This window comes from Arthrobacter monumenti, assembly GCF_054511255.1.
On record NZ_JBTNCY010000001.1, the window covers coordinates 465,261 to 490,153 of the forward strand.

General features: G+C 64.0%; 26 protein-coding genes. 17 read left to right on the forward strand and 9 right to left on the reverse strand.

Going from position 1 to position 24,893, the window contains the following annotated elements:
• Positions 1-97: 97 nt before the first annotated feature.
• The 3 genes from ACX80B_RS02230 (at position 98) to ACX80B_RS02240 (ending at position 3,235) form a co-directional block, all read left to right on the forward strand.
• Entirely contained in the window at positions 98-790 is a 693-nt protein-coding gene (locus ACX80B_RS02230; protein WP_459292570.1) for a formylglycine-generating enzyme family protein, read from the forward strand.
• On the forward strand, positions 787-1,314 hold the full coding sequence (locus ACX80B_RS02235; RefSeq protein WP_459292572.1) for a GNAT family N-acetyltransferase: 528 nt from the start codon (positions 787-789) through the stop codon (positions 1,312-1,314). Before ACX80B_RS02230 ends, ACX80B_RS02235 begins: the two co-directional genes overlap by 4 nt.
• A 346-nt stretch (positions 1,315-1,660) precedes the next feature.
• Positions 1,661-3,235, forward strand: coding sequence for an HNH endonuclease signature motif containing protein (locus ACX80B_RS02240; RefSeq protein ID WP_459292574.1), 1,575 nt, complete (start codon positions 1,661-1,663; stop codon positions 3,233-3,235).
• 79 nt (positions 3,236-3,314) lie between these two features.
• Here the strand turns inward: ACX80B_RS02240 and ACX80B_RS02245 are convergent, their stop codons facing one another.
• On the reverse strand, positions 3,315-3,995 hold the full coding sequence (locus ACX80B_RS02245) for a phosphoribosyltransferase (protein ID WP_459292576.1): 681 nt from the start codon (positions 3,993-3,995) through the stop codon (positions 3,315-3,317).
• A gap of 242 nt (positions 3,996-4,237) precedes the next feature.
• On the opposite strand from ACX80B_RS02245, the gene ACX80B_RS02250 reads away from it, so the two are divergent.
• The 4 genes from ACX80B_RS02250 to ACX80B_RS02265 all read left to right on the forward strand — a co-directional run bounded on the left by ACX80B_RS02250 (position 4,238) and on the right by ACX80B_RS02265 (position 6,465).
• Positions 4,238-4,444 (forward strand): hypothetical protein, encoded by a 207-nt coding sequence (locus tag ACX80B_RS02250; RefSeq protein WP_459292578.1) that lies wholly within the window; start codon positions 4,238-4,240, stop codon positions 4,442-4,444.
• An 8-nt stretch (positions 4,445-4,452) separates the two neighbouring features.
• Positions 4,453-4,749 (forward strand): DUF503 domain-containing protein, encoded by a 297-nt coding sequence (locus ACX80B_RS02255; protein ID WP_459292580.1) that lies wholly within the window; start codon positions 4,453-4,455, stop codon positions 4,747-4,749.
• A 164-nt stretch (positions 4,750-4,913) separates the two neighbouring features.
• On the forward strand, positions 4,914-6,008 hold the full coding sequence (locus ACX80B_RS02260) for an LLM class flavin-dependent oxidoreductase (protein WP_459292582.1): 1,095 nt from the start codon (positions 4,914-4,916) through the stop codon (positions 6,006-6,008).
• A complete protein-coding gene (locus tag ACX80B_RS02265) occupies positions 5,980-6,465 on the forward strand; it encodes a MarR family winged helix-turn-helix transcriptional regulator (RefSeq protein ID WP_459292584.1) in 486 nt (161 codons plus the stop codon). The genes ACX80B_RS02260 and ACX80B_RS02265 overlap by 29 nt, the downstream gene beginning before the upstream one ends.
• Here the strand turns inward: ACX80B_RS02265 and ACX80B_RS02270 are convergent, their stop codons facing one another.
• Positions 6,466-7,269 (reverse strand): transglutaminase-like domain-containing protein, encoded by an 804-nt coding sequence (locus tag ACX80B_RS02270; protein ID WP_459292586.1) that lies wholly within the window; start codon positions 7,267-7,269, stop codon positions 6,466-6,468.
• A 123-nt stretch (positions 7,270-7,392) separates the two neighbouring features.
• Here ACX80B_RS02270 and ACX80B_RS02275 point away from each other — a divergent pair, with 123 nt between their 5' ends.
• On the forward strand, positions 7,393-8,313 hold the full coding sequence (locus tag ACX80B_RS02275; protein ID WP_459292588.1) for an oxidoreductase: 921 nt from the start codon (positions 7,393-7,395) through the stop codon (positions 8,311-8,313).
• Positions 8,314-8,326: 13 nt separating this feature from the next.
• Here ACX80B_RS02275 and ACX80B_RS02280 read toward each other — a convergent pair whose 3' ends face one another.
• From ACX80B_RS02280 to ACX80B_RS02310, 7 genes are all read right to left on the reverse strand, one after another.
• Complete coding sequence (locus ACX80B_RS02280) at positions 8,327-9,466, reverse strand: cysteine desulfurase family protein (protein WP_459292590.1); 1,140 nt, start codon at positions 9,464-9,466, stop codon at positions 8,327-8,329.
• A gap of 8 nt (positions 9,467-9,474) precedes the next feature.
• A complete protein-coding gene (nadC, locus tag ACX80B_RS02285; RefSeq protein ID WP_459292865.1) occupies positions 9,475-10,362 on the reverse strand; it encodes a carboxylating nicotinate-nucleotide diphosphorylase in 888 nt (295 codons plus the stop codon).
• Between the two features lie 49 nt (positions 10,363-10,411).
• Positions 10,412-12,064, reverse strand: a complete 1,653-nt coding sequence (gene nadB / locus ACX80B_RS02290; protein ID WP_459292592.1) for an L-aspartate oxidase — start codon at positions 12,062-12,064, stop codon at positions 10,412-10,414.
• Positions 12,061-13,371 carry a quinolinate synthase NadA gene (nadA, locus tag ACX80B_RS02295; protein WP_459292594.1) on the reverse strand — a complete coding sequence of 437 codons (1,311 nt, stop codon included), beginning with the start codon at positions 13,369-13,371 and terminating at the stop codon, positions 12,061-12,063. The genes nadB and nadA overlap by 4 nt, the downstream gene beginning before the upstream one ends.
• Positions 13,372-13,374: 3 nt before the next feature.
• Entirely contained in the window at positions 13,375-14,142 is a 768-nt protein-coding gene (locus ACX80B_RS02300) for an NUDIX hydrolase (protein ID WP_459292596.1), read from the reverse strand.
• 170 nt (positions 14,143-14,312) lie between these two features.
• Positions 14,313-14,747, reverse strand: coding sequence for a hypothetical protein (locus ACX80B_RS02305; protein ID WP_459292598.1), 435 nt, complete (start codon positions 14,745-14,747; stop codon positions 14,313-14,315).
• Between the two features lie 25 nt (positions 14,748-14,772).
• A complete protein-coding gene (locus ACX80B_RS02310) occupies positions 14,773-15,243 on the reverse strand; it encodes an Lrp/AsnC family transcriptional regulator (RefSeq protein ID WP_459292600.1) in 471 nt (156 codons plus the stop codon).
• Positions 15,244-15,489: 246 nt separating this feature from the next.
• Between ACX80B_RS02310 and ACX80B_RS02315 the strand changes: the two genes are divergently transcribed.
• From ACX80B_RS02315 to dapA, 9 genes are all read left to right on the forward strand, one after another.
• The gene (locus ACX80B_RS02315) at positions 15,490-16,869 is read left to right on the forward strand and encodes an amino acid permease (protein ID WP_459292867.1); all 1,380 of its coding nucleotides are present in this window, start codon (positions 15,490-15,492) and stop codon (positions 16,867-16,869) included.
• Complete coding sequence (locus tag ACX80B_RS02320) at positions 16,856-17,869, forward strand: thiamine pyrophosphate-dependent enzyme (RefSeq protein ID WP_459292602.1); 1,014 nt, start codon at positions 16,856-16,858, stop codon at positions 17,867-17,869. The genes ACX80B_RS02315 and ACX80B_RS02320 overlap by 14 nt, the downstream gene beginning before the upstream one ends.
• 172 nt (positions 17,870-18,041) lie before the next feature.
• Positions 18,042-19,013 carry an alpha-ketoacid dehydrogenase subunit beta gene (locus ACX80B_RS02325; protein ID WP_459292869.1) on the forward strand — a complete coding sequence of 324 codons (972 nt, stop codon included), beginning with the start codon at positions 18,042-18,044 and terminating at the stop codon, positions 19,011-19,013.
• The gene (locus ACX80B_RS02330; RefSeq protein ID WP_459292604.1) at positions 19,006-19,338 is read left to right on the forward strand and encodes a biotin/lipoyl-containing protein; all 333 of its coding nucleotides are present in this window, start codon (positions 19,006-19,008) and stop codon (positions 19,336-19,338) included. Before ACX80B_RS02325 ends, ACX80B_RS02330 begins: the two co-directional genes overlap by 8 nt.
• 3 nt (positions 19,339-19,341) lie before the next feature.
• Positions 19,342-20,160: an alpha/beta fold hydrolase gene (locus ACX80B_RS02335; RefSeq protein WP_459292606.1), complete on the forward strand. Its 819-nt coding sequence runs from the start codon at positions 19,342-19,344 to the stop codon at positions 20,158-20,160.
• A 280-nt stretch (positions 20,161-20,440) separates the two neighbouring features.
• Positions 20,441-21,442 carry a serine/threonine-protein kinase gene (locus tag ACX80B_RS02340; protein WP_459292608.1) on the forward strand — a complete coding sequence of 334 codons (1,002 nt, stop codon included), beginning with the start codon at positions 20,441-20,443 and terminating at the stop codon, positions 21,440-21,442.
• 273 nt (positions 21,443-21,715) lie between these two features.
• The gene (locus tag ACX80B_RS02345) at positions 21,716-23,197 is read left to right on the forward strand and encodes a fumarylacetoacetate hydrolase family protein (RefSeq protein ID WP_459292610.1); all 1,482 of its coding nucleotides are present in this window, start codon (positions 21,716-21,718) and stop codon (positions 23,195-23,197) included.
• Positions 23,194-23,934, forward strand: a complete 741-nt coding sequence (locus ACX80B_RS02350; protein WP_459292612.1) for a GntR family transcriptional regulator — start codon at positions 23,194-23,196, stop codon at positions 23,932-23,934. The genes ACX80B_RS02345 and ACX80B_RS02350 overlap by 4 nt, the downstream gene beginning before the upstream one ends.
• Positions 23,931-24,872, forward strand: a complete 942-nt coding sequence (dapA, locus tag ACX80B_RS02355; RefSeq protein WP_459292614.1) for a 4-hydroxy-tetrahydrodipicolinate synthase — start codon at positions 23,931-23,933, stop codon at positions 24,870-24,872. Before ACX80B_RS02350 ends, dapA begins: the two co-directional genes overlap by 4 nt.
• The last annotated feature ends 21 nt before the right edge of the window (positions 24,873-24,893 follow it).

A 24,893-nucleotide genomic window follows, 5' to 3' on the forward strand; every position in this document is an offset into this window, starting at 1 on the left:
CGGGTGGCTCCCGCCGGCGGCAACGAAAATTCGCTCCTTCCTCACGAATTATTAAAGCCGCCTCACGGGAGCCAACCCCTTCAGCTACGCTCTCAGGATGGACGTAACCGTATCCCCCGCGATGGCTGGCATCACGGCGGGACGAGTTGCCTTGTCCGATGCACGCAGCCGCAGAACCTGGTTTGTGGATGTGGCTCCGTTCGAACTTGGTATCAGTCCAGTGACGCAGGACGAGTATGCCGGAATCACTGGTGAATGGCCAGGAGCTGCGCGCGGGGAACGGTTACCGGTCGACGGTGTGTCGTGGTGGGATGCGACCCGGTTCTGCAACGCTCTATCCGAGCAGGCCGGCTTTGTCTCCGTCTACCGCATAATTGGCGACGACGTCGTATGGGATGTTTCGGCAAATGGCTACCGGTTGCCGACGGAGGCTGAATGGGAGTATGCCTGCAGGGCAGGAACGACGGGACCACGCTATGGTGACCTCGACTCAATAGGCTGGTATCGCCACAACTCGGACGAGCGGCCACATCAAGTCGGCGGTAAGAGGCCAAATGAGTGGGGCCTGCATGACCTGTTGGGTAACGTTTGGGAATGGTGCTGGGACTTCTCCGATACCGAACGGTACGGTACCTATAGGGTGATGCGCGGCGGTGGATGGTTCGACGAGCATTGGAGTTGCCGGGCGTCCGTACGGCGCGGCAGCTACCCCGGTCTTCGCATCGACGATCTCGGATTCCGCGTTGCCCGGGGACCATTGAACACTGAGCCCGAGGGGAGTTCCGCATGAGCAGCAACGGATTCGCGGACTTCGAGGAAAGCTCCGGGAGCGGCGGCTCCTCCCGGATTGAGGTGGGCGTACGGAGTGCCCTTCCCGGCGACATCCAGGCGATCAATTCAGTCGACGAGCTAAGTGGACGAGCCCCTGGAGACGCTTCTGCTCTTGAAGCGGCGGTGGCCGATCCGAACCGGCACATCGTCGTTGCGGAAGCTGGCGGCTCCGTCGTCGGATGGGGAAAGACCCATTACTGGGACTACGCGGATGATCCCGCACCCGCTGGGCACTATCTTGGAGGAGTGACTGTCCTGCCGGCATGGCGACGAAGCGGGATCGGCACCGCGCTGACTGAAGCGCGCCTGCAGTGGATCTGGCAACGCAGTGCTGATGCTTGGTATGTAGTAAATGCCGGGAACCTCAGCTCCATTGCGCTACACCGAAAATGGAACTTTGTAGAGGCAGCCCGTGCATCGAAGTTCCACACGACTACGTTCACTGGCGGAACCGGGCTCCTGATGCGGGCACCGCGCGTATAGAACCGGTTGGTGTGGGTAGCTTTCGACGGCGGTGGCTTCCGCGGGCGGCCCCCGTGGTCGTTCGCCTGTTGTTCGTCTTCGGCTGGCTTCCGCCGGGTGGCTCCCGTCGGGTGGCTTCCGCCGGCGGCAACGAAAATTCGCTCGTTCCTCACGAATTATTAAAGCCGCCTCACGGAAACCAACCCTTTGGTGATGGACCGTTCGCTGCTAATGGATAGGTATATGCCACCTCGTTGGCCACAACATGGAACCAATGGCCGACACATCAACTTTTCGTTATCGTTTCGTGATATGTATCCATCCAGATATTCGAATACTGTCGGTGGTGGGTCGTAGCGTTGGTGACATGGACAACGCAGCAGGTTTCAGCACCGGATCCGGCACCGCCGCCGGCTCCGCTGCTGCTGCGCTGGCTCGTTCGACGGCCGGTACTCATTCGACAGCCGCATCCCGCGCCGCCGCTGGTTCTGCTGTGGTGGAGGGCATGGCTGATGAGTTGCGGGTGCTCTCGCATCAGGCGGCTGCGGGCACCGCGGGCGTGGTGGAGGCTGGTGAGGCGGCGTTGTTCGCGCACCGGGTGGAGGAACTCTCCCGCACCGTGGAGCATTTGCAGGTCGTCGCGGCCGGCCGGCTCGAACAAGTCCGCTCCGACGCCGAATCCGAGGGTAAGACCACGTCTTGGGTGAGTGCGGATGGGAAGGTGCAGCAGGAATACCGGCACACCGCCGACTACCTCCGCGCCGCGTTGCGGATCGGCCGCAGCGAAGCGGCTAAACGCGTCCGCCTCGCCGCGACCCTGCTGCCGACGACGGGGATGACGGGGGCACCGGTTCCGCCGGTGCATGAACATTTGGCGGAGGCGATGGCCGACGGGGACGTCTCCACCAAAGCCGCCACGGCCGTGACCATGGCCCTGCGGAAGGCCAAACCGTTGGCTGACCCGGTGACGTTGGCGCGGATGGAGGAGTCGTTGACGGCGACCGCCGCGGAACAGGACCCCGACTTCGTCAATATCGCCGCGGCCCGGTGGATGAACCACATCGACCAGGACGGCGCCGAACCATCCGAGGAAGTGCTGCGGCACCGGCAGGGGATCTTCACCCGCACCAAACGGGCCGGGCTGCATCATTTGGAGATCTTCGCCACCGACGACCAATACGAACATCTCATCACCACGGTCAATACCGCCGCGAATCCGCGTGCCCGCGGCTGCGGCATCGAGGACCCCGACCCAGCAGATGTCAGCCGGGCCGACGAAGATGAAGCCAGTGCTGATGCGGGTGTGGTGGATGGCCGGTCGCGGCCACAGAAACTGCTCGATGGTCTCGTCGCCGCCTGCAAAGCCGCCCTCGCCGCCGGTGGGATGCCTGCCACGGGTGGGCACCGTCCGCAGGTAATGGCCGTAATCGACTACCAGGACCTGATCAACGACCTCGACCTTGACTCCGGCACGGGTTCGTACACATACACGGGTCCGGTCACCGCGCAGAACATCCGCAAACTCGCCTGCGACGCGGAGATCATGCCCGTGATCCTCAGCAGCGAGGGCCGGATCCTCGACGCCGGACCCGGCCAACGCCTCTTCCCGCCACACCTGCGCAAAGCACTCATCGCACGCGACGGCGGCTGCGCGTTCCCCGGCTGCTACATGCCCGCCTCCTGGTGCGAAGCACACCACATCGACTACTGGTCCAAAAACGGTGCCACCAGCACAGACAACGGTGTTCTGGCATGCTCGTTCCACCACCACCTGATACACAAAGAAAAATGGCGGATCCACGTCGAAAACGGGGTCCCCTGGTTCATCCCACCCCAATACGTCGACCCCTACCAAAAACCACTACGGAACCACTACTTCGACCGGAAACCCCACACAACCGGCCACCACCAAACGAGTCTCCCACTACCAGCCACAGGGTAGAACCATGCCCACACCCATGCCCCGAGTGTCTGCTGAAATCGACCCCTCCATGGCATGGCTGGGACTCGAGAACCTTGCTTTAATGAGCGTCGAGAATTTCGCGGACTTCCTCGTTGGTGGTTTGCGTGAACTTCTCGTAGGCGGAGCCAACCGAGCCCAGGTCGTCGGTTGCCCAGGTACAAACGACGTCGTCGGCCAGCTCCTGCAATTCTGCGCAAGTCTGCCGGGCACCTACGGGGATGGCGGCAACCAACCGTCCGGGCGAGTAGCGGCGGGCGACAATCAATGCGGCCTTCATCGTCGAACCGGTAGCGAGCCCGTCATCGACGATGATCACCGCACGTCCGATGAGGTCAACAGGCGGACGGCCGCTGCGGTACGTTTCTTCCCTTCGCAGGAGTTCTTCTCGTTCCGTTGTGGCGACCGTGTCGAAAGCGCCACCGGGCTTATCGACTCCCGGCAATTGCTCCAACACGGTATCGTTTCGCACTACTTCAACGGTGTCGGCCAGCAGGGCAAGCGCTCCCATTGCCAGTTCCGGATGCGCCGGAACACCAATCTTGCGTACGACCAGGACATCGAGTTCGGCGCCCAATTCCTCCGCCACTACGGCCGCTACCGGCAGACCGCCGCGGGGAAGGGCGAGGACCAGCGGACGCCCTTCCGTGGGCCGATCGGGTGCTTCTTCAGCCAATGTCTGCTTCACGTCGGCGGCAAGGGCCTGGCCAGCCTCCTGCCGGTCCCGATAACGTTGCTTCATTGTTCTGCACCCTCTTTTGCACCTTGCAGGATCCTTCTACCCCGGCCGCATACGTCAACTCTTCGGCTTGGAGGGCTTGACCGCCGGGTCTCGGATCAGTTTCTGGTTCACGAATTCGTCCATGCCGTACTTTGCTTCAGCAGTTGCGGGGGGATCCACGGTCGAATACGGAGTCATATCTTCACCGTACCCGGTAATAAGGGTACTTTGTATAGAAAAGAACGTCATTTCAGGAGGATGCAATGAACCAGGAATCGGGCAAGAAAGTCGACGACGATGGCGCCACGGACTCCAAGGGCACGAAGGACTCCGGTGGCACAATCCCCAATCCAAAGGACGGCGTCGGCGCAACGTCGACCGACGAGGCGAACACCTTCGAGGAAGAGGAAGATCCCGAACACGGACCGGACGATGCCAAGGACAGGCGGGACGGCGACGGCGGCAGCTAAGCCAAATCATGTGGATCGGCTGGATTGAGCTTGATCTGCTGCTTGGGGATGTCCATTCCCTGAAGGGGAAACGCTCCATCGTCCGGCCGCTGGTCAGCGATGTCAAGCGCAAATATTCAGTTTCCGCCGCGGAGGTGGATGCCCAGGCCCTGTATCGCCGCACCGTGATCGGGGCCGGGCTGGTCGCTGACAGCCGGGCTCACGTCGTCGAAGTCCTCGATGCGGTGGAACAGTTTGTGGCATACCGTCCGGAGCTCGAACTTTTGAGTGCACGACGCCGGATTGTCTCCAACGATGACGATTAGGGGCGGGAACATATTCGGCGATGGCCGAGTTGTACCAGTAGATGCAAATGCATATATATGGATTTCGGCACTAAGCTTGGCCCTGGGGCACTTACACCGACGCCCACATTGCTCACAGGCGATGCAAATACCCCAACGTTCCGACAGCCGAGAAAGGACTTCCCATGCAGATCGGTATCTTCACCGTCGGAGACGTGACGCCTGATCCTACCAACGACACCGCGCCGACCGAACATGAGCGTATCAAGGCGATGGTGACAATCGCCAAGCACGCCGAGGACGTTGGACTGGACGTCTTTGCCACCGGCGAGCACCACAATCCGCCGTTCGTCCCGAGTTCGCCGACGACGATGCTCGGCTACATTGCCGCACAGACCGAGCGGCTCATCCTCTCGACATCTACGACGCTGATCACCACGAACGACCCGGTGAAAATTGCAGAGGATTTCGCCATGCTCCAGCACCTCGCCGACGGCCGGGTCGACGTCATGATGGGCCGCGGCAATACTCCCCCGGTCTATCCCTGGTTCGGCAAGGACATCCAAAAGGGCATCGAGCTCGCGGTGGAGAATTACCACCTGCTGCGCCGGCTCTGGGATGAGGAAGTAGTGAACTGGCAGGGGCAGTACCGCACGCCGCTACAAGGCTTCGTTTCTACACCCCGCCCGCTCGATGATCTCCCTCCGTTTGTCTGGCACGGCTCGATCCGCAGTCCGCAGATCGCCGAGCAGGCCGCATACTACGGCGACGGATTCTTCGCCAACAACATTTTCTGGCCGAAGGAGCACTACATCCAGCTCATCCGGCTCTACCGGGAGCGCTACGAACACTACGGACACGGCTCGGCGGATCAGGCCATTGTCGGCCTCGGCGGTCAGGTGTTTATGCGCAGGAATTCACAGGACGCAGTGAACGAATTCCGCCCCTACTTCGATAACGCACCCGTCTATGGTCACGGCCCCTCGCTGGAGGACTTCACCTCACAGACGCCGCTTACCGTCGGCAGCCCGCAGGAAGTTATCGACAAGACGCTGACCTTCCGGGAGTACTTCGGCGACTACCAGCGCCAGCTCTTCCTGGTGGACCATGCCGGCCTGCCGCTGAAGACAGTGCTTGAACAGCTGGACCTCCTGGGCTCCGAGGTCGTGCCGACCTTGCGGAAGGAATTCGAGGCCCGCAAGCCGGCACATGTTCCGGAGGCCCCAACATTCGAGAGCAGGAAGGCGGAGCGTGAGAAGCAGCAACAGTCCCTCAACTAGTTCTGACCACGCAGTTGGTACCGCGCATATCCGCGCGGCCACCGACGCCTGGGAGTCGTTGTTCCGTGCACAGGTGTCGGTGATGCGGCTGCTCCAGGCCGATGCGGCGTTCCGGAATCTGAACATGCGCGAGTACGATGTCTTGTTCAATCTCTCCCGTTGCCCCACCGGCTGGCTCCGGCTCAACGACTTGAACGCGCTGCTCTTGATGAGCCAGCCAAGCCTGAGCCGGATGGTCGACCGGCTTGAAGCGCGCGGTCTGCTGGACCGCAAGCAGGCGCCGGAGGATCACCGCGGCGTGCTGATTGGCTTGACCCAGGAAGGCGCCGAGTTGCAGAAGACCATCGGACGCGAACACGTGCGCAGCATCGGCCGGATAGTCGGTGGAGCTTTGAGCCCGGAGGAACTCACCCAGCTCCAAGCGCTGACGATGAAGCTACGTGCGAGTATCCGGTGACTATCGCAATTGGGTGAGCTTGCCGGCGTCGTCCATGGGCAGTTCATTGACTGTCGCGGTGACGCGGACCTCCTGCAACTGCAGCCTGCCGCCGACGGTGGAAAGGAACGCAGTGTCGGAGGCGTCGCGGCCTGTGGTGATGCGAAGCATTGACTCCCGCGGGGCGAGACCGGTGGCATCGATGACGTGCCAGACGCCGTCGACATAAGCCTCGACCACAGCATGAAAGTCCATTGGGCTGAGCCCGGGGGCGTACACCGCGGCCAGCCGGGCAGGGACGTCTTTGGCACGCAGCAGCGAGATGACCAGATGGGCATAGTCGCGGCAAACGCCCTGGCGGCCCAGGAATGTCTCGACCGCGCCGTCGGTGGGCCGTGAAGAACCCGCGACGTAGCTCAGCTCCCGGTTCACCCACTGGCGCACAGCAACAAGCAGGTCCATACCCTGCATGTCGCCGAACTCTGCAAAGGAGACGGGCAGCAATCGGTCCGATTCGCAGTAGCGGCTCGGCCGGACGTACCGGATCAGATCCATTTCGTCGATGGGTTCGGCCCGTTCGGTGCCGGCGATCTCAGCGCTGTAGTCCACGACCACTTTCGCGGGCTGTTCCAGCGTGATCGTGTGCATCCGGCCACTATGTAGATCAGCGATTTCGTGCATCGTCGCGGGCAGGCCGTCGACTGTGACATTAAGCGTTTCGTCGAAGGAATGGAATCCTTTGTTCCCGGCAGCCGCCACAGCCATCGCAATAGACGTATTGTGTGTGGTGGTGAAGGCCAGGTGGGCCGAAACGACGCGTTCCATCGGCAATGTGCTCCTTGGGGTGCGGTGTTGGATGTGGACGGTTCCGTGGACTGTTCCGGAAACGGCTGAATCCATTGCCCAGCCTACCCGCCTATGCTGAGAGGAACCGAACAGGAGATCCGCGTGAAATCTTTCCGCCCCGGCGATATTCCGGATTTGACCGGCCGACGTGTGATTGTCACCGGCGCCAACAGCGGCCTCGGGCTGCAAACCAGCCTGGCTTTGGCCGCCAAAGGTGCGGCCGTGACGTTGGCCTGCCGGAACATGGACCGCGGCACCCGTGCGTTGGAACATGTCCGCGAAGCAACGGAGTCCACCGTCTGCGATGCGCGTGAGCTGGACCTGGCCAGTCTGGATTCCGTCCGGTCCTTCGCCGAGGGATGGGAAGGGCCGCTGGACATTCTGGTCAACAACGCCGGCGTGATGGCCACTCCCCTGACCCGCACCGAGGACGGATTCGAGCAGCAGCTGGGCATCAACCACCTGGGTCATTTCGCCCTCGGCGGGCTGTTGCTGGAGAACCTTCGCCAGGCAGGCAGCGCGCGGGTTGTGGCCGTGTCGAGCTTGGCGCACAAGCGCGGATCGATTGATTTCTCCGATCTGAACAGCGAGAGCCGCTACCGTCGGTGGGGTGCCTATGGCCAAAGCAAGATTGCCAATTTGTACTACACCGTCGAGTTCAGCAAGCGTCTGCAGGCCCGCGGCGAGGACATTACCGCCGTCGCCGCGCATCCGGGTTTGGCCAGCACCAGATTGTTTGCCAACACCGGCGGCTTCCGTCCCGCAGCGGACGTCATGGCCGGATTCGTCCGGTTGATGGGCCAGTCGGATTCGGCCGGCGCACTGCCCATTCTCTACGCCGCCACCGCTCCGGAAGTCGAGGGCGGGGATTTTTACGGGCCCGACGGCGTTGGCGAGCGGCGCGGGAATGTGGCCTTGGTCGCTCCGGTACAGCAGGTACTGGACGAGGAAACCGGGCGCCGGCTGTGGGAAAAGAGCGAAGAACTCACCGGCGTGAGGTATCCGGACCTCGCGGCGGTCTGAAGTCCCTAGCGGACTAGCCTAGTCCGCGTATTGTTGCGACGGCGGCGATCACTGCATCGGCCGCCGCATCCAGCTCCGCGGTGGTGACGGTGGAGGTAAAGCTGAACCGTACTGCGGTCTGTGCGACTGACGGCTCGATTCCCATCGCCGTGAGCACGGGCGAGGGTTCGTCCGAACCCGCCGCGCACGCGGAACCACTGGAGCACACGACCCCCAGACGCTCCAACTCCAGCAGCACTGATTCCCCGCTCGTGCCCGGAAAGCAGAACGAAGCGATGGAGGGCAGCCGGTTGTTCCGGTGACCGGTCAGCATCGCGCCATCGACGCCGTCGAGCACGTGCTGGATGAACCGGTCCCGCAGCTCAGTGACTGATCCGGCGGTTTGTATGCGTTGCTCCTCCGCCAGACTCAACGCGGTGGCGAGCGCGACAGCTCCGGCAACGTTCTCGGTGCCGGACCGGAGCCCCCGCTGTTGTCCGCCGCCGTGGATGAGCGGTTCCGTGTGCAGCCTGCCGCGCAGGTACAGGGCGCCGCATCCCTTCGGCGCGCCGAGTTTATGCCCGGACAGGCTCAGCGCATCGACACCTAGATCCTTGACGTTCAGTGGTTCCCAACCGGCGGCCTGCACCGCATCGGTGTGGAATGGAACCCCGTATTCCTTTGCGAGCCGCGCGATCCCCGCGATCGACTGGACGGTTCCGACCTCGTTATTGGCGTACATGATGGTGCACAGTGTCGCGCCCTCGGCGAGCGCCTGGCGGAGGATGTCCAGTTTCACCAGCCCGTCGACGTCGACCTCGACCCTGGTGACGCGGAAGCCGTGGTGGCGGACGAGGTACCCGCATGACTCCTCCACCGCGGGGTGTTCGATACTGCTGGTCACGATGTGACGGGGGCCGGGGTTCGCCAGCGCGATTCCTTTGACTGCCTGGTTGTCCGCCTCGGTGCCGCCGGAGGTGAAAGTTACTTCGCCCGGCCGGCAGCCCAGTATGCGCGCCACCCGTCCGCGGGCGGTCTCGAGCGCCGCTGCCGCGGATTCGCCGACAGTGTGGTGGCTCGATGGGTTGCCGAAGTCTCCGGTCAGGTAGGGCCACATGGCCTCGAGCGCTTCGCGGCGGACCGGTGTCGTGGCGGCGGCATCCAGATAGAGCATGGCCGGTCCTAACCCAGAGCGCCCATGGCTGGGTCCGCCGGGTGGGGTTCGACGTCGATATCCAGTCCCAGGTCGAGCGCCCGGACGCTGTGGGTCAGCGCGCCGACGGAGATAACGTCGACGCCGGTCCGCGCGATGGCGCCGACCGTTTCCAGATTGACCCCGCCGCTTGCCTCGACCAGCGCCCGGCCCGCGATGAGCGTCACTCCCTCCACCAGTTCCGCCGGGGAAAAGTTGTCCAGCATGATGGTATCCACACCGGCGGCGGCTACGGCTTCGATCTGGTCCAGCCGGTCGACCTCCACCTCGAAGTGCATGGTGTGTGGGAGCTTCGCCCGGACCTGCCGCAAGGCGTGCGTCAGGTCGACCGTTCCGTTCTGGGTGAGGACGGCCAGGTGATTGTCCTTGGCCATCACCGCGTCCGAAAGGCTGAACCGGTGGTTGTGTCCGCCGCCGCAGCGCACGGCGTACCGTTCGGCGAAACGCAGCCCGGGCGTGGTCTTCCGGGTATCCACGATCCGCGCTTTCGTGCCCTCGGTTTCCACAACGTAGCGGGCGGTCTCGGTGGCGATGCCGCTCAGCCGCTGCAGCATGTTCAGGCCCACCCGCTCCGCTGTCAGCAGTGGCCGCGCCGGTCCAGACACCTCCGCGAGCCGGGTACCGGCGTCGAACGTTTCACCATCCTCGATCCAGAACCTGGTGCGGATTCCGGCGTCGGTCAACCGCATGGCGGCGGCGAAGAAAGCGCTGCCGCTGAGCACACCGGGTTCGCGGGCCACCAGCTGAGCGGTTGCCTGTGCCTGCGCGGGGATCAGAGCGGTGGAGGTGATGTCGCCCCACGGTGCATCCTCGGCGAGGGCGGCCGACACCAACGCGTCGACGGCGGCCGCTTCCATCGGGAGGATTTCCAGTTGTTCTGCCACGGTTTCTGCTGCCCGCTTTCTACTAATGGTCCGCATTGACATAGGTCAGGTGCCGGGTATGCGGCCAGTCGTGGCCGGGGTGGTCGGAGCGGAAATGAGCACCTACGGATTCTTCGCGCCGTCGTGAAGCAGTCACCAGCAGGCGGGCGGCGAGGAGCAGATTGGCGTCTTCGTGATCTGCAACAGTGACCGGTTGGCGCCGCCACTGTTCCAGTTGTTTCGCCGCCACGGCCAGTGCACCGCCGTCGCGCACCAGTGCCGCGTTGGCTGCCATCAAGCGCTGCAGTTCCGCTCGGGTGAAATCTTCACTCTGGGAGCCGTCTTCGCGGGAGGATAACGTCCCAGCCATGGAAGAAGCTGCTCCGCTCAGGTCTTCGCCCAGATGCAGTGACTTCGCACCGAAGTCCGGCCACCTACCCGGATCCGCCGCCTGTCCTGAAATGTACTGGACCGCGCGGCGGGCGAAAACCAGCCCCTCCAGCAGCGAGTTCGAGGCGAGACGGTTGGCGCCGTGGACGCCGGTACAGGCCGCTTCCCCGGCTGCATACAGGTTGGGGACGGATGTTCTCCCCCACAGGTCCGTGCTGATGCCACCCATCCAGTAATGCGCCGCAGGCCGGACCGGCAGCCACCCGGTGTTCCAGTCGAACCCCAGCTCACGCGTGCGGCGGTCAATGGTCGGAAACCGCCGGGCCAGGAAATCCGGTCCGCGGCGCGCCGCCACTCCGGTCGCATCCAGGAACACGCGTGATTCCTTGCCCGCCGCGGCAAGCGTCCGCAGGTGCTCGGCGATTCCGCGCGAGACGACGTCGCGGGGCGCCAATTCGGCGTCGGGGTGGACGGCAGACATGAACCGGTGACCGCTGGCATCCCGCAACACCGCGCCCTCGCCCCGGACGGCTTCCGAAATCATGAAACTGCCGGGAACGTCCAGGGCGGTGGGATGGAACTGGAAGAACTCCAGATCGCTCAGCGCAGCACCGGCACGCCACGCCGCCGCGAGTCCATCGGCCGTGGCGACCTTCGGATTCGTGGTGTGCTCGAACAACTGCCCGGCTCCCCCTGTGGCGAGGACGACGGCGTCGGCCGGGATCGCTTCAGTGGCACCATTGCGCAGCACGGCAACGCCGGCCGCACGCTCACCCGATCGGAGAATGTCGGTCAGGAAGGTGTGCTCAAGAACGGTGATCGCGCCGTCGTCCGTACGTTGCCGGACGGCGGCGATCAGCGCGTTGGCCATGGAGGCGCCTGTCGCGTCCCCGCCGGAATGCAGGATCCGCGGTGCCGAGTGGGCGGCTTCGAGCCCCAGCGCGTAAAAGTGTTCGGTGCCGAAGGTCGACCCGTCGAACCCAACGCCGAACCGGCTCAGTTGGCCGACTTCTTCCTGCGCCGAGGCACACAGCAGCTCAACGGCGTCGTACTTGTTCAATCCCGCGCCCGCGGCCAAGGTGTCCGCGATGTGGGCCTGGACGGTGTCGCCGGACGCCGCCTGCTGTTGCGGCAGGACGGCCGAAATCCCACCCTGGGCGAAGTAGGTGTTGCTCTCCGGCAGCGCGGATTTACTGATCAACGTGACGCGGGTATCGCCCTGCCCGGCAGCGAGGAGCGCGGCGTAGAGTCCGGCAATTCCGGAACCTGCGACGACGACGTGCCGCACCTGTGACTGCGCGCTCATGGCTTGGCCGCCAGCATCCGCTCGAGCGCAGTACGGGCGGGGCCGGCGACGTCGTCCGGCACGGTGATTTGGTTCAGCACTTCGCCGCGGACGAGTCCCTCCAGCACCCAGGCCAGATAGCCCGGGTGGATCCGGTACATCGTCGAACACGGGCAGATCACCGGGTCCAGGCAGAAAATGTGGTGTTGCGGATACTCGCTGTTGAGCCGGTTCACCATATTGATTTCGGTGCCGATTGCGAACGTGGTTGGTTCGGTGGCCGCTGCGATGGCCTTGCGGATGTAGTCGGTCGAACCAGACTCATCCGCGGCATCGACCACCGACATCGGACATTCGGGGTGGACGATTACACGCACGCCGGGATATTCCGCCCGGGCCTTGTCGATCTGGCCGACGTTGAACCGCTTATGCACCGAGCAGAATCCGTGCCAGAGGATGACCTTTGAGTCCTGCAGGGTCTGTTCGTCGGTACCGCCGAACGGTTTGCGCGGACTCCACATCGGCATCTGCTCCAGTCCGATCCCCATTGCCTTGGCGGTGTTGCGGCCGAGGTGCTGGTCCGGGAAAAACAGCACCCGCTGGGCCCGCTCGAATGCCCATTCCAGTACCGTGGCGGCGTTGGATGAGGTGCAGACGATACCGCCATGGTCGCCGCAGAACCCCTTCAGCGCAGCAGAGGAATTCATGTAGGTTACGGGCATCACCGGCATCCGGCCCTGCTCATCGGGCTCGGTGCCGAACAGTTCCTCCAGCTCCTCCCAGCATTCGGTGACGGAGTCGATATCGGCCATGTCCGCCATCGAGCACCCGGCGGCCAGGTTTGGCAGGATCACTTTTTGGTCCGGGCCGGACAGCAGGTCCGCCGTTTCCGCCATGAAATGCACGCCGCAGAATACGATCGCCTCCGCTTCGGGCTTCTCTTTGGCGGCGCGGGCGAGCTGGAAGGAATCGCCGACGAAGTCCGCGTACTGGACCACTTCGTCGCGCTGGTAGAAGTGGCCGAGGATCACCAGTTTGTTCCCCAGCGTCTCCTTGGCGGCACGGATTCTGGCATCCAGTTCCTCCTGAGAGGCGTTGCGGTATTCCTCCGGTAACTGGCCCTGGCGGGGCGTGGCCGGCGGCGCGGTGTCCTTCATCGACGCCCCGGGACCATAGGAAGGCGCGCCGGGAAGGTCGAAGTCCCACGGGCCCTTGGCCAGCTCCGGGCTGCAGGTTGAGGTGGCGGCTTCCTTTGCTGCGGCTGTTCCCTGCGCGGCCTGCTCAGCCTGCTCGCGGGTGATGAGGTCGATAGTGCTCGTGACGGACATGGTCTACTCCGTATCGTTTGCTGTTTGTAGAGGTTCGACGGCGGCTGGGCCGCTTTCGGTGGTGGGAGGGCCGCTTTCGGTGGTTGGAGGGCCGGTTGCGTCTTTGTAGCGGTACAGCCGCGGAGGCCGGTGCCGGCCGCCCTGGAGGTATTCATCTGTCGGTTCGATGTCCGGAGCGTCCCGGAGCCGTCGTCGGAAATTGGCTGGGTCCAGCCGCTTGTCCAGCACAGCTTCGTAGACTTCACGCAACTGCGCGAGCGTGAAGCGTTCGCCCAACAGGTGGTAGGCGATCGACCCGTACTCGACCTTGTTCCTGAGCCGCCAGAGCGCGTAATCGACGATCTCGTTGTGGTCGAAGGCCAGTTCACCGAGCCGGTCGGCCCGAAACCAGCGGACGTTGTCCGTTTCCTGGGCGATGGCGGCCTGGTCGGCATGCACAAGCGCCCAGTACACGATGGACACCACCCGTTCAGCGGGCGACCGGTCCACCGCTCCAAAACAGTAGAGCTGCTCCAGATACTGCGGCTCCAGCCGGGTGGTTTCCTTCAGGTTCCTCGCGGCGGCTGCGACCAGGGATTCACTTCGGGCAAGCGGGCCTCCTGGCAGTGCCCAGAGCCCCCGGTACGGTTGGCGGATGCGGCGCACCAGCGGCAACCACAGCGTCGGCCGGCCGGACGTGGCGCTGGGCCTCAGGGCGAAGATAACGGTGGAAATAGCCAGCGACGGCGGCACGAACTCCCGCTCGGTAACGTTCGCTGAACTGAAATACACGCCTGCTCCATGAGTAAAGGTCAGTTTGACTTTAAGTCATTCTAGACCCGGAGTGCCGGCTGCACCAATTGCACGTGCGGATGTGACGTGCGGGTGCGGATGTGACGCAGATGGACGACGCCGACGACCGGAATACTCAGGACAACTGACCGGCACCGGGGCTCAGGGCGTTACTTGGCTTCCTTCAAAGCTTCGACGGCCCGGTCGTAGACATCCCTGGCCTGCTTATCGCTGAGCCGGTTGTTGATGTACAGCGCGCGCGGATCGCTGGAAGGTGCAATAAAGGCCTGATCAGGATCAATCCCGGGTATCCGCGCTATCTCCCGGGTTGGATAATCCGACGGATCCTCCTCGGTACATGGCCGTCCTTGGTCGTGGCACGGTGGGTTGGTTGCCACCCGATCCATCGGCCGCCCCTCTACCCGGATGTCCACGGGCTGGGCCAAATACCACCCGCCCTCAAAGTTCAAAGACACCGCACAGGCGGCCCGCATCTTCGGTTCCCCCGCAGCGTAGTTGTGACAGTGGGCAGGGAAACATCCGCTCAGCAGCAGCGCGCCAAGGATCGCCGCACCCGCTGCACCTGCCCTGGAGGCCGCTCCCATATCCCGATGGTACCCCCCCCAAGGTTCAGGGCAACCCCGAGGTCTGGATAAGAGGCAGGGTCCGGTCCTGGAAGTGCGTGTTCAGCACGATCGTGGAGGATGAACGCTCCACCGTCTTGGTGGCGACGATGCTGTCGATCACCCGTTGCAGGTCGGCATTGGATTTCGCAACCACTTTGGTCAGCAGGTCGCTGCCGCCGGAAACGGTATGGATCTCCTGAACCTCCGGGATCGAGGCGAGCTTTTCCGCGACGGCATCGTGGCCGGCGTCCTGCATGATTGTCAGGGAGCAGAATGCGACGACGGGGTAACCGAATTTCGACGGGTCGATCCTGGGCCCCCATCCGCTGATCACGCCATTGCGGATCATCCGGTCCAGCCTCGCCTGCACCGTTGCCCGGGCTACTGCAAGAATCCGCGATGCCTCCAGAACCGAAATCCGGGGTTGCTCAGTGAACAGGGTTATGATCCTTGCGTCGAGCTCGTCTATATCCACTGCGCCTCCTATACATTCTGCACACCATATTGGCGGTCCAGCCATCCATACTGCACATAGTGCACAAAGGAATCGAGTGAGATTGCAACCACTTACCCGGGTGTCTAGTGTCACACTGTACGCCAGGGCGAAGCCCGCCCGTCGTCCCCTAGCCTTACGGAGCTTTCAACGGTGACAGCCACGTCTTCACAACAAACCACTTCCGACGCCGCCCCCGCCACCCAAAACGGTGGACTCGGCCGGAAGATGAAGTCCCGCCATCTGGTCATGATGAGCCTGGGCAGCGCCATCGGCACCGGCCTCTTCGTGGGCACGGGTGCAGGAATCGCCGCCGCCGGCCCGGCGGTGCTGCTGTCCTTCGTGGTCGCCAGCACGCTGGTGATCCTCGTGATGCGGATGCTGGGCGAGATGGCCGCGGCCAATCCCAACAGCGGCGCCTTCTCGGTCTACGCGGAAAAGGCCATGGGCCGCACCGCCGGCTCCACCGTCGGCTGGCTGTGGTGGATCCAACTGGTGGTCGTCGTCGCGGCCGAAGCAACGGCGTCGGCGGCAATCCTGCACACGATGTGGCCGGTCCTGCCGCAATGGGCCCTGGCGCTGGTGTTCATCGCCGGCTTCACCGCAATCAACCTCTTCGGTGTCTCCAAGTTCGGTGAAATGGAATTCTGGTTCGCCGTCCTGAAGATTGCCGCCATCGTGGTCTTCCTGGCCATCGGAACGGCGCTGATTCTGGGCCTGCTGCCCACCGCCAACTCCCCCGGTTTCAGCAACCTCGTTGGCCACGGCGGCTTCATGCCCAACGGGTTCAGCGGTATCGCCGCCGGCCTGCTGGTGGTCATCTTCGCCTTCGGCGGCACCGAGATCGTGACCGTCGCGGCGGCAGAAACCGAAAACCCCGAGCGCAATGTCGGCAAGGCCATCCGTACCGTGGTGTGGCGGATCCTGGTGTTCTACATCGGCTCGGTGCTGATCATGATTACCGTCCTGCCCTGGAAATCCGAGGAACTGGGCGCCAGCCCGTTCGTCGCCGTCCTGACCTTCGCCGGCCTTCCCGGCATGCAAACCGCCATGGGTGTCGTCATCGCCATCGCGCTGCTCTCCGCCCTGAACGCGAATCTCTACGGTGCTTCACGGATGATCTTCTCGCTCAGCCAGCGCGGACGCGCTCCGGCCGGCCTGTCCAAGCTCTCCGCCAGGAAAGTGCCCCAGGCCGCGGTGCTCGCCTCGGTCGGTTTCGGCTTCATTACCGTCGTGTTGAACTATCTCTGGCCCGAAACCGTGCTCCGGCTTCTGCTCAACGCAGTGGGTTCCACCATCCTGGTGATTTGGGGTGCCGCGATCGTCTCGCAGATTATCCTGCGCCGCCGGGCGGACCGGGACCCGGATGTGAAACTGCCGCTGAAGATGTGGGCCTTCCCCTACCTGTCCTACGCGGCACTGGCGATCCTCGCCGCCATCGTCACCCTCGCTTTCTTCGACCCGGCCGCCCGCAACCAGCTTCTGGCGACGTCGGCCCTCACCGTCGGCATCGCCGTCTGGTGCCTGCTTCGCGACCGGCGCAACGCCCGCCGCGAAGCAGCAGCAGGCGGAGCAGCTGTAGAAAGGAATCAGTATGAACCTCGGTAAAGATCAACTCAGGGAGCTCTACCGGCTGATGGTCACCGTCCGCCAGCTCGACCGTTCTGCGGTTTCCTGGCAGCGGCAGGGCCTGATCCCCGGCTACGCACCGGAACTAGGGCAGGAAGCCGCGCAGGTCGGCAGCGGCTACGTCGTCGACACCGCCCGCGACTTCGTCTTCCCGACCTACCGGGAAATGGGCGTCGCCCGCGCGATGGGTGTGAACATGGTCGAGTACATGTCCACGCACAAAGCAACCTGGCACGGCGGACTCTACAACCCGGCCGAATCCCGCCTCGCCCCCATCCAGGCCGTCGTCGCCGGCTCGGTGCTGCACGCCGTCGGCTGGGCCCACGGGGCGAGGCTCAATGGACCGGCCGACGACGGGACGTACCCGGTTGCCATGACGTACTTTGGCGACGGCGCAAGCTCGCAGGGCGACATCCATGAGGCGATGAACTTCGCCGCCGTGATGAAGGCGCCGGTCGTGTTCTTCGTACAGAACAACGGCTGGGCCATCTCCGTCCCGACCGAACGCCAGGTCGCCGGCGGCTCGGTCGCAGCACGCGCGGCCGGCTACGGGATGGAATCAATCAAGGTGGACGGGGACGACGTCGTCGCGGTTGCCGAAGCGACGTCGCGCGCCTTTGCACACGCCCGGACAGGAAACGGACCAGTGTTGGTGGAGGCAATGACCTACCGCCGCGGCCCTCACTCCACCAGCGACGATCCCGGACGGTACCGCACCCTCGATGAAGAGCGGGACGACGCCGGCGAGGACCCGGTCGAACGGTTCCGCAAACAGCTGGAGGCCGACGGCGTCGCGGATGCGGCGTTCTTCGCTGAAGCGCTCGAAGCAGCCAAGGCGGAAGAGGAGCAGATCCGTGCCGGCGTCGAAGCACTCGGTTCCCGCCCCGGATCCGAGATGTTCGACTACGTCTTCCAGGAATCGACCCCTGCCCTCGATGAGCAGGCACGCCAGTGGCGGGAGGAGTCCGAGCATGTATAAGGACGACCAGGAGAATACGACGATGGAGCACGAAACGACCAGCGACACTCAGGCCGCGCAGGCGAACGCTGCCCAGAGTGAAGCCGCGGCCGCAGCAGTCGCTGCCGGAACGGACGCCGCGACGACGCCGGTGCAGCAGGACCGGCAGGACACAGCGGCCAACGTCGTCGAAATGTCCATGCAGCAGGCGCTGAACCGTGCCCTGATGGAAACCCTCGAACGCGATCCGAAGACCTTGGTTTTCGGTGAGGACGTGGGCCGGCTCGGTGGTGTCTTCCGGATCACCGACGGCCTACAGGCCAAGTTCGGTACCGACCGCGTCTTCGACACTCCGCTGGCCGAATCGGGCATCCTTGGCATGTCGGTCGGGCTGGCGATGGCCGGCTGGCACTCCATTCCGGAGGTGCAGTTCGACGGTTTCGCCTATCCGGCGATCAACCAGATCGTCTGCCAGATCGGCCGGATGAACTACCGCAGCCGCGGCACCATGCCGATGCCGATCACGCTGCGGGTTCCCAGTTTCGGCGGAATCCGCGCCCCCGAACACCACGGTGAATCGCTGGAGGCGCTGTTCGCGCATGTTCCCGGGCTGAAGGTCGTCTCGCCGTCGACCCCGCACGAGGCATACCACCAGCTGAAGTACGCGGCGTCCCGGCCCGATCCGGTGATCTTCATGGAGCCGAAGTCGCGCTACTGGCAGAAGGGCAAGGTCGATCTGGACAGCGCCGGTGAACGCACCGGGTCCCTCGTCGTCCGTGAAGGCAAGCATGCGACCCTGGTGGCCTGGGGCGCGATGGTATCCCGCTGCCTGCAGGTTGCCGAACTGGCCGCCGAGGACGGGATCGAGCTGGAAGTGCTGGACCTGCGCTGGCTCAAGCCCATTGACGCCGAAGGTCTGGCCGCTTCCGTGTCCAAGACGCGGCGCGCCGTCGTCGTCCATGAAGCTCCGCGGACGTCCGGGCTGGGCGCCGAGGTAGCTTCCATTATTAATGAGCGCTGCTTCCGCACGCTGCGCGCGCCCGTTGAGCGGGTCACCGGTTTCGATGTACCGTACCCATCAGGTGACCTCGAAGATGAGTACATCCCCAACATTGATCGGATCCTCTTCGGGATCCAGCGAGTATTGGAGTATCGCCGTGGCTGAAATTTCCTTCCCGCTCCCGGATCTGGGCGAGGGCCTGATTGAGGCAACCGTGCTGGAATGGCTGGTGTCCGAGGGCGACCAGATTGAGCGCAATCAACCTCTGGTTGAGGTTGAGACTTCCAAGTCCGCCGTCGAGCTCCCTTCGCCGCAGGCCGGCAAGGTCGTCAAGACGTACGGCGAGCCCGGCGGGAAGATCAATGTCGGTGAGCCGCTGATCGTGTTCGAAGTTGCCGACGACACCGCCGGTATTGTCGGCACGGTGCCCAAGGAAGAAGCACCCAAGCGCCGGGTCCGGCTCAGCGCCCTGCCCGACGACGAGGACTAAGCAGTGACCGTTCCCGAGCACCAGATCGTTGAGGGTTCCGACGCGCAGTTGCATGTCGAAATCCACGAACCAGCCGAAGGATCCGGGCCGGACGGCCCCGCCCGGCCGGTGCTGCTGCTCCACGGCTTCGCCTCCTCATCAAAGTTGAACTGGTACGACGCCGGCTGGTTAACGGCGTTGAGCGGCGCCGGCCGACGTGTGATCACCGTGGACCTGCCCGGACACGGGCGGAGCGGTTCGCCGGACGAGCTCGATGCCTACGCGCCGAGCCGGATGCGCGCCGACATCCTGCAGGTTCTATACGACAGCCATGTCCGCCCGTTCGAAGAGGGCAATGCCGCTTCGGGGGTTGATCTGATCGGCTACTCGCTCGGTTCGCGGCTGGCCTGGGAGTTCGGCGCCACCCAACCGGAACTGGTGCATCGCATGGTCCTCGGCGGGCCTTCCACCCAGGATCCGCTGGCCGATTTCGACCTCGCCGGCGCCCAGAAGTACCTCGCGGATGGCACGCCCATGGCCGATGAGCAAAGCTACAGCCTGTTGAAGATGGCGCAAATGGTGCCCTCCAATAACATCTTTTCGCTGCTGAGCATGGTCGAGGCCATCAAATCCGAACCGTTTACGCCATCGGAGGCGGTGCCGCACATGCCGATCCTCCTGGTAGCGGGCGAAAAAGATGAACTGGCGGCGACGATGCACGACCTCGCCGGACTGAGCCCCAAGGCCGAAACGCTGGTGTTGCCGGCCCGTTCGCACACCAATGCCGTCACCTCCCGCGGCTTCAAGAATGCCGCCATCGACTTCCTCTCCCGGCAGAGCTGACGGGCATCCCGGTTTCGCGGGCAATGCCGGTGGTCCGGTCTCCGCGCGCCGAGGGATCGCGCGCACCGAGGGATCGCTGAATTCGGACCAATCCATCGGCCGGGGTAAACTAATGCTGTCCACCCCGGCCGATGTGCCGGGGTGAACTACTGCCACGGACCCGGCGCCTGAGCTGGAGAACACCGTTGATGCGGGCTGAGATCGAATCGTTAGCCAAGTCAATGGGAGTCCCATGCGTAACACGTTAGGATTGTGGTGGATCGTCAGCACGCTTATTTTTATGAGAGACCAAGGGTACTACGTGGATTTACTTCTGGGTGGGCGCTATCGTGCGCAGGACCTTTTGGGCACCGGCGGGGGTGCCTCGGTCTACCGGGCTGCGGATGAATCCCTCGGCCGCGAAGTCGCCGTGAAAATGTTCGCACCGGCCACTGCCGACGACGATGACTACCGCCGCCAGCACACCGAAATGCAGCTGTTGGCCACCTTGAACCATCCCGGTCTGGTAACCCTGCACGACGCCGGCCTGCACACCGACGACACCGGCGCCATGGCCAGCTATCTCGTGATGGAACTCGTCGAGGGCGCGGACCTGCGCAAACGGCTGAAGTCCGGTCCGCTGGCGCCCGAAGCCGTCGCGGAACTCGGCGCCGACCTCGCAGACGCACTGAATTACATCCATCAAAACGGTGTCGTCCACCGGGACGTAAAACCGGCCAACATCTTGGTCTCCGGAGAAGAAGAGCAGGACACCAGACTGACCGCCAAGCTGACCGACTTCGGCATTGCCCGGGTGATGGAATCGACTCTGGCCACCGCACACGGGGCCACCATCGGAACCGCGAACTACCTCAGTCCGGAGCAGGCCGAAGGCACAAAGGTAGTTGCCTCAAGTGACATTTACTCACTGGGGCTGGTGTTACTTGAATGCTTGACCGGCGAGAAGGCATTCCCCGGCCCCGTGGTGGAAGCGGCCGTTGCGCGGCTGCTCCGCGATCCTGAAATTCCCGCCTCACTGGGGCCGGAATGGGTCGAGTTGCTGACCATCATGACGGCCCGCGACGCGGCGGATCGTCCCGATGCACACCAGGTTGCGCTGCGCCTGCGGCAATGGTTCCAAGGCAACTCGACTTCCGATGCCGAACCCACCGCACCGTCCCATCTGCACCGCTCCCCCAGCCATGATGCGGCAGGGGACGATCCGCACACCGGCGGCAGCACGACGGGCAATGTACACATTCCGAGTCCGCCGAACCGCGCGCCCAGTGTCGGCGCGGGTTAGACACACTTTCGTCAGGAGATGTAGCTCCGAACATAACCAGCACCGACGACGGTCCTCACCTGCGAAAACGGTGCTGAGCAGCACCGTTCCCGGCGCGCCGGACCACCCTCGCGGCCCACCACCGTCACCGATGGCACTGCCAGCGGGCGGGGCTATTTCCCGAATCAATCTCAACCAAGCTGCTGAACCCCTCTTGACGCGACTCCCTGCACAAGGTTAACTAGATCGTATACGATTTCGTACCTGATGCAGTCGATAGGAAGCAGGCCATTCATGGAGCAGGTCTCCGAGCAGACGATCGAGGACGCGGGCAAGGTCATCGCCGTCCATATCAACTATCCCAGCCGGGCCGCCCAGCGCGGCCGGACCCCGGAGCAGCCCTCCTACTTCCTCAAGCCTGGCTCGTCGCTGAGCCTCTCGGGCGCCGTCGTCGAACGTCCCGCCGGTTGTGAGCTGCTCGCGTTCGAGGGCGAAATCGCCCTCGTCATCGGCACCCGTGCCCGCCGCGTCAGCCTTGAGGATGCCTGGAGCCACGTCGGCCACATCACCGCCAGCAACGACCTGGGTATCTACGACCTGCGCTATGCGGACAAGGGTTCCAACCTGCGCTCCAAGGGAGGCGACGGCTTCACGCCGATCGGCCCGGGCCTGATCCACGCCGCCGACGTCGATCCCGACAAACTGCGCGTCCGCACCTGGCTCAACGGCGGACTGGTGCAGGAAGACAGCACCGGAACCCTGCTGTTCCCCTTCGCCCGCCTGGTCGCGGACCTGTCCCAGCTGATCACTCTGGAACCCGGCGATATCATCCTGACCGGCACCCCGGCCGGCGCCTCCGTCGCAGTCCCCCGCGACGTCGTCGAAGTTGAAGTGGATTACCCCGGCAGGAGCCTGAGCACCGGCCGGCTCTCGACGACGGTGGTCGACTCCGATATCAAGCTGGCGGAATTCGGCGCGCGCCCGAAAATCAACGAGAAGGAAAGGGCCGAAGCCTATGGCACCTCAACTCCCGCCCAGGATTCCGCACAGGTACTGACGCCGGAGCTGAAGGAACAACTCGCCTCGGTCGCCACGGCCACGCTGAGTTCGCAGTTGCGCAAGCGCGGCCTCAATAACGTCAGCATCGACGGTCTGCAGTCCACCAGGCCGCAGCAGCGTGTGGTCGGCGTGGCCAGGACGCTGCGCTACGTACCCAACCGCGAAGACCTGTTCAAGGCCCACGGCGCCGGTTTCAATGCCCAAAAGCGGGTCATCGATTCACTGGGCGACGGCGACATCTTGATCATGGAGGCCCGCGGCGACAAGAGCTGCGGCACCGTTGGCGACATCCTCGCGCTCCGGGCCCAGGTCAACGGCGCGGCGGCACTCATTACCGACGGCGGTGTCCGCGACGTCGAAGCCGTGGCAGCACTGGACATGCCGACCTATTTCGCCAACGCCCATCCGGCGGTGCTTGGCCGCAAACACATTCCCTGGGAAGTCGACACCACCATCGGCTGCGGCGGCACCACGGTCCAGCCGGGTGACATCATCGTGGCCGACGCAGACGGCATCCTGGTGATTCCGCCGGCGCTTGCCGCCGAGCTGGCCGAGGATTCGGTTGAGCAGGAGCGCCAGGAGACGTTCATTGCCGAGATGGTCGGAGCCGGACACAGCGTCGACGGCCTTTACCCGATGAACTCACACTGGAAAGCCAAGTACCACGACTGGCTGCAGGTGCGCGCCGGCGATGAGCAGGGCCGGCCGGGATCATGACCGTTCGGGCGGGGAGTGGGCACGCTGGAACCGGCGTGCAGGCTGCGGCGTCCGGAACAACTGCCGCCGGAAGTCCGCAGTCCAGCAAGTCGCAGCTCGCCTACGACGCCGTCAAGGCCAAGATTTCCGACGGTTCCTACGGCGCCGGCTACCGGCTGGTGCTGGGCCGGATCGCCAAGGAACTGGATGTGAGCGTCGTTCCGGTCCGGGAGGCAATCCGCCGGCTGGAGGCCGAGGGCCTCATCACCTTCGAGCGCAACATCGGCGCCACCGTTGCCGGAATCGACCCCACCGAGTACCTGCACACCATGCAGACGTTGAGCATTATCGAGGGGGCCGCGACCGCGTTGTCAGCGCCGCTGATTACCGACGTCGAAATCGCCAAGGCTCGCGCCATTAACGAGCAGATGCGGGAGTGCCTGAGCCATTTCGACCCGGTGCGCTTCACCTCGCTGAACCTTGAGTTCCATTCCGTGCTGTTCACGCACTGTCCCAATCCACACATTCTGGACCTGGTGCACCGAGGCTGGAATCGGCTCAACTCACTTCGCTCATCCACGTTCAACTACGTGCCGGGCCGCGCACAGGAGTCCGTGGCCGAGCATGAAAACCTGCTGCACCTGATCGAGACCGGCTCCGACGTCGACTCGATTGAACGCGCCGCGCGGAACCACCGCGCCGCAACCTTAACCGCCTACTTGAAGCACGCTGAATCCACAGCCGAAGGAGAAAAATGAAATTCCGTAACGACCCCCAGCACCTCAAAGGCTCCCTGGCCGCCCTGTTCACCCCGTTCACCGAAACGGGCGAGGTGGACCACGACAGCCTCCGGAACATGATCCGCTGGCAGCTGGCCAACGGCACCGACGGCATCACCCTGGGCGGTTCCACCAGCGAACCCGGCTCCCAGACCATCGAAGAGCGCGCCGCTGCCATCCGGACCGCCGCGGACGAGATCGGCGACAAGGCGCCCTTCATGCCCGGTACAGGCACCGCCAAAATGGATGAAACGCTCGAGCTGACCCGGGCCGCCGTCGACGCCGGCGCCGACGCGGCCATGATCATCACGCCGTACTACGCCAAACCCACACAGGAAGCGCTGTACCAGTGGTATGCCACGGTCGCCCGCGAATTCCCCCAGATGCCGTTCGTCATTTACAACGTGCCTTCCCGCACCGCCGTCGACGTCGCGCCGGAAACTGTCGCCCGGCTGTTCAAGGACTTCGACAACATTGTCGGCATCAAGGAAACGACCAAGGACTTCGAGCACTTCTCCCGAGTCATCCATGCCTGCGGCCCCGAACTGCTCGTCTGGTCCGGCATTGAACTGCTCTGCCTGCCGTTGATGGCCCTCGGCGGCGTTGGCTTCATCTCCGCACTGGGCAACATGGCGCCGCGGGCGATCGCGGACATGTATGACGCGTGGGAAGCCGGCGATCTGGTGAAGGCCCGCGAGATTCACTACGGCCTGCACCCACTGGCCGACCTGCTCTTCGTGGAGACCAACCCGGCGCCGTCCAAGTGGGTAATGGCCCAGCGCGGACTAATCGCCTCAGACCATGTCCGCTCCCCGCTGATCACCACCACCGACGCCGGCCAAACCAAGATCAAGGCCTTGCTGGCCGAGGGCGAGCAGTACCTGACCAGCGTCGACGACTTCCAAATCACCAAGTAACCACCCCACAGATAAAGGAGA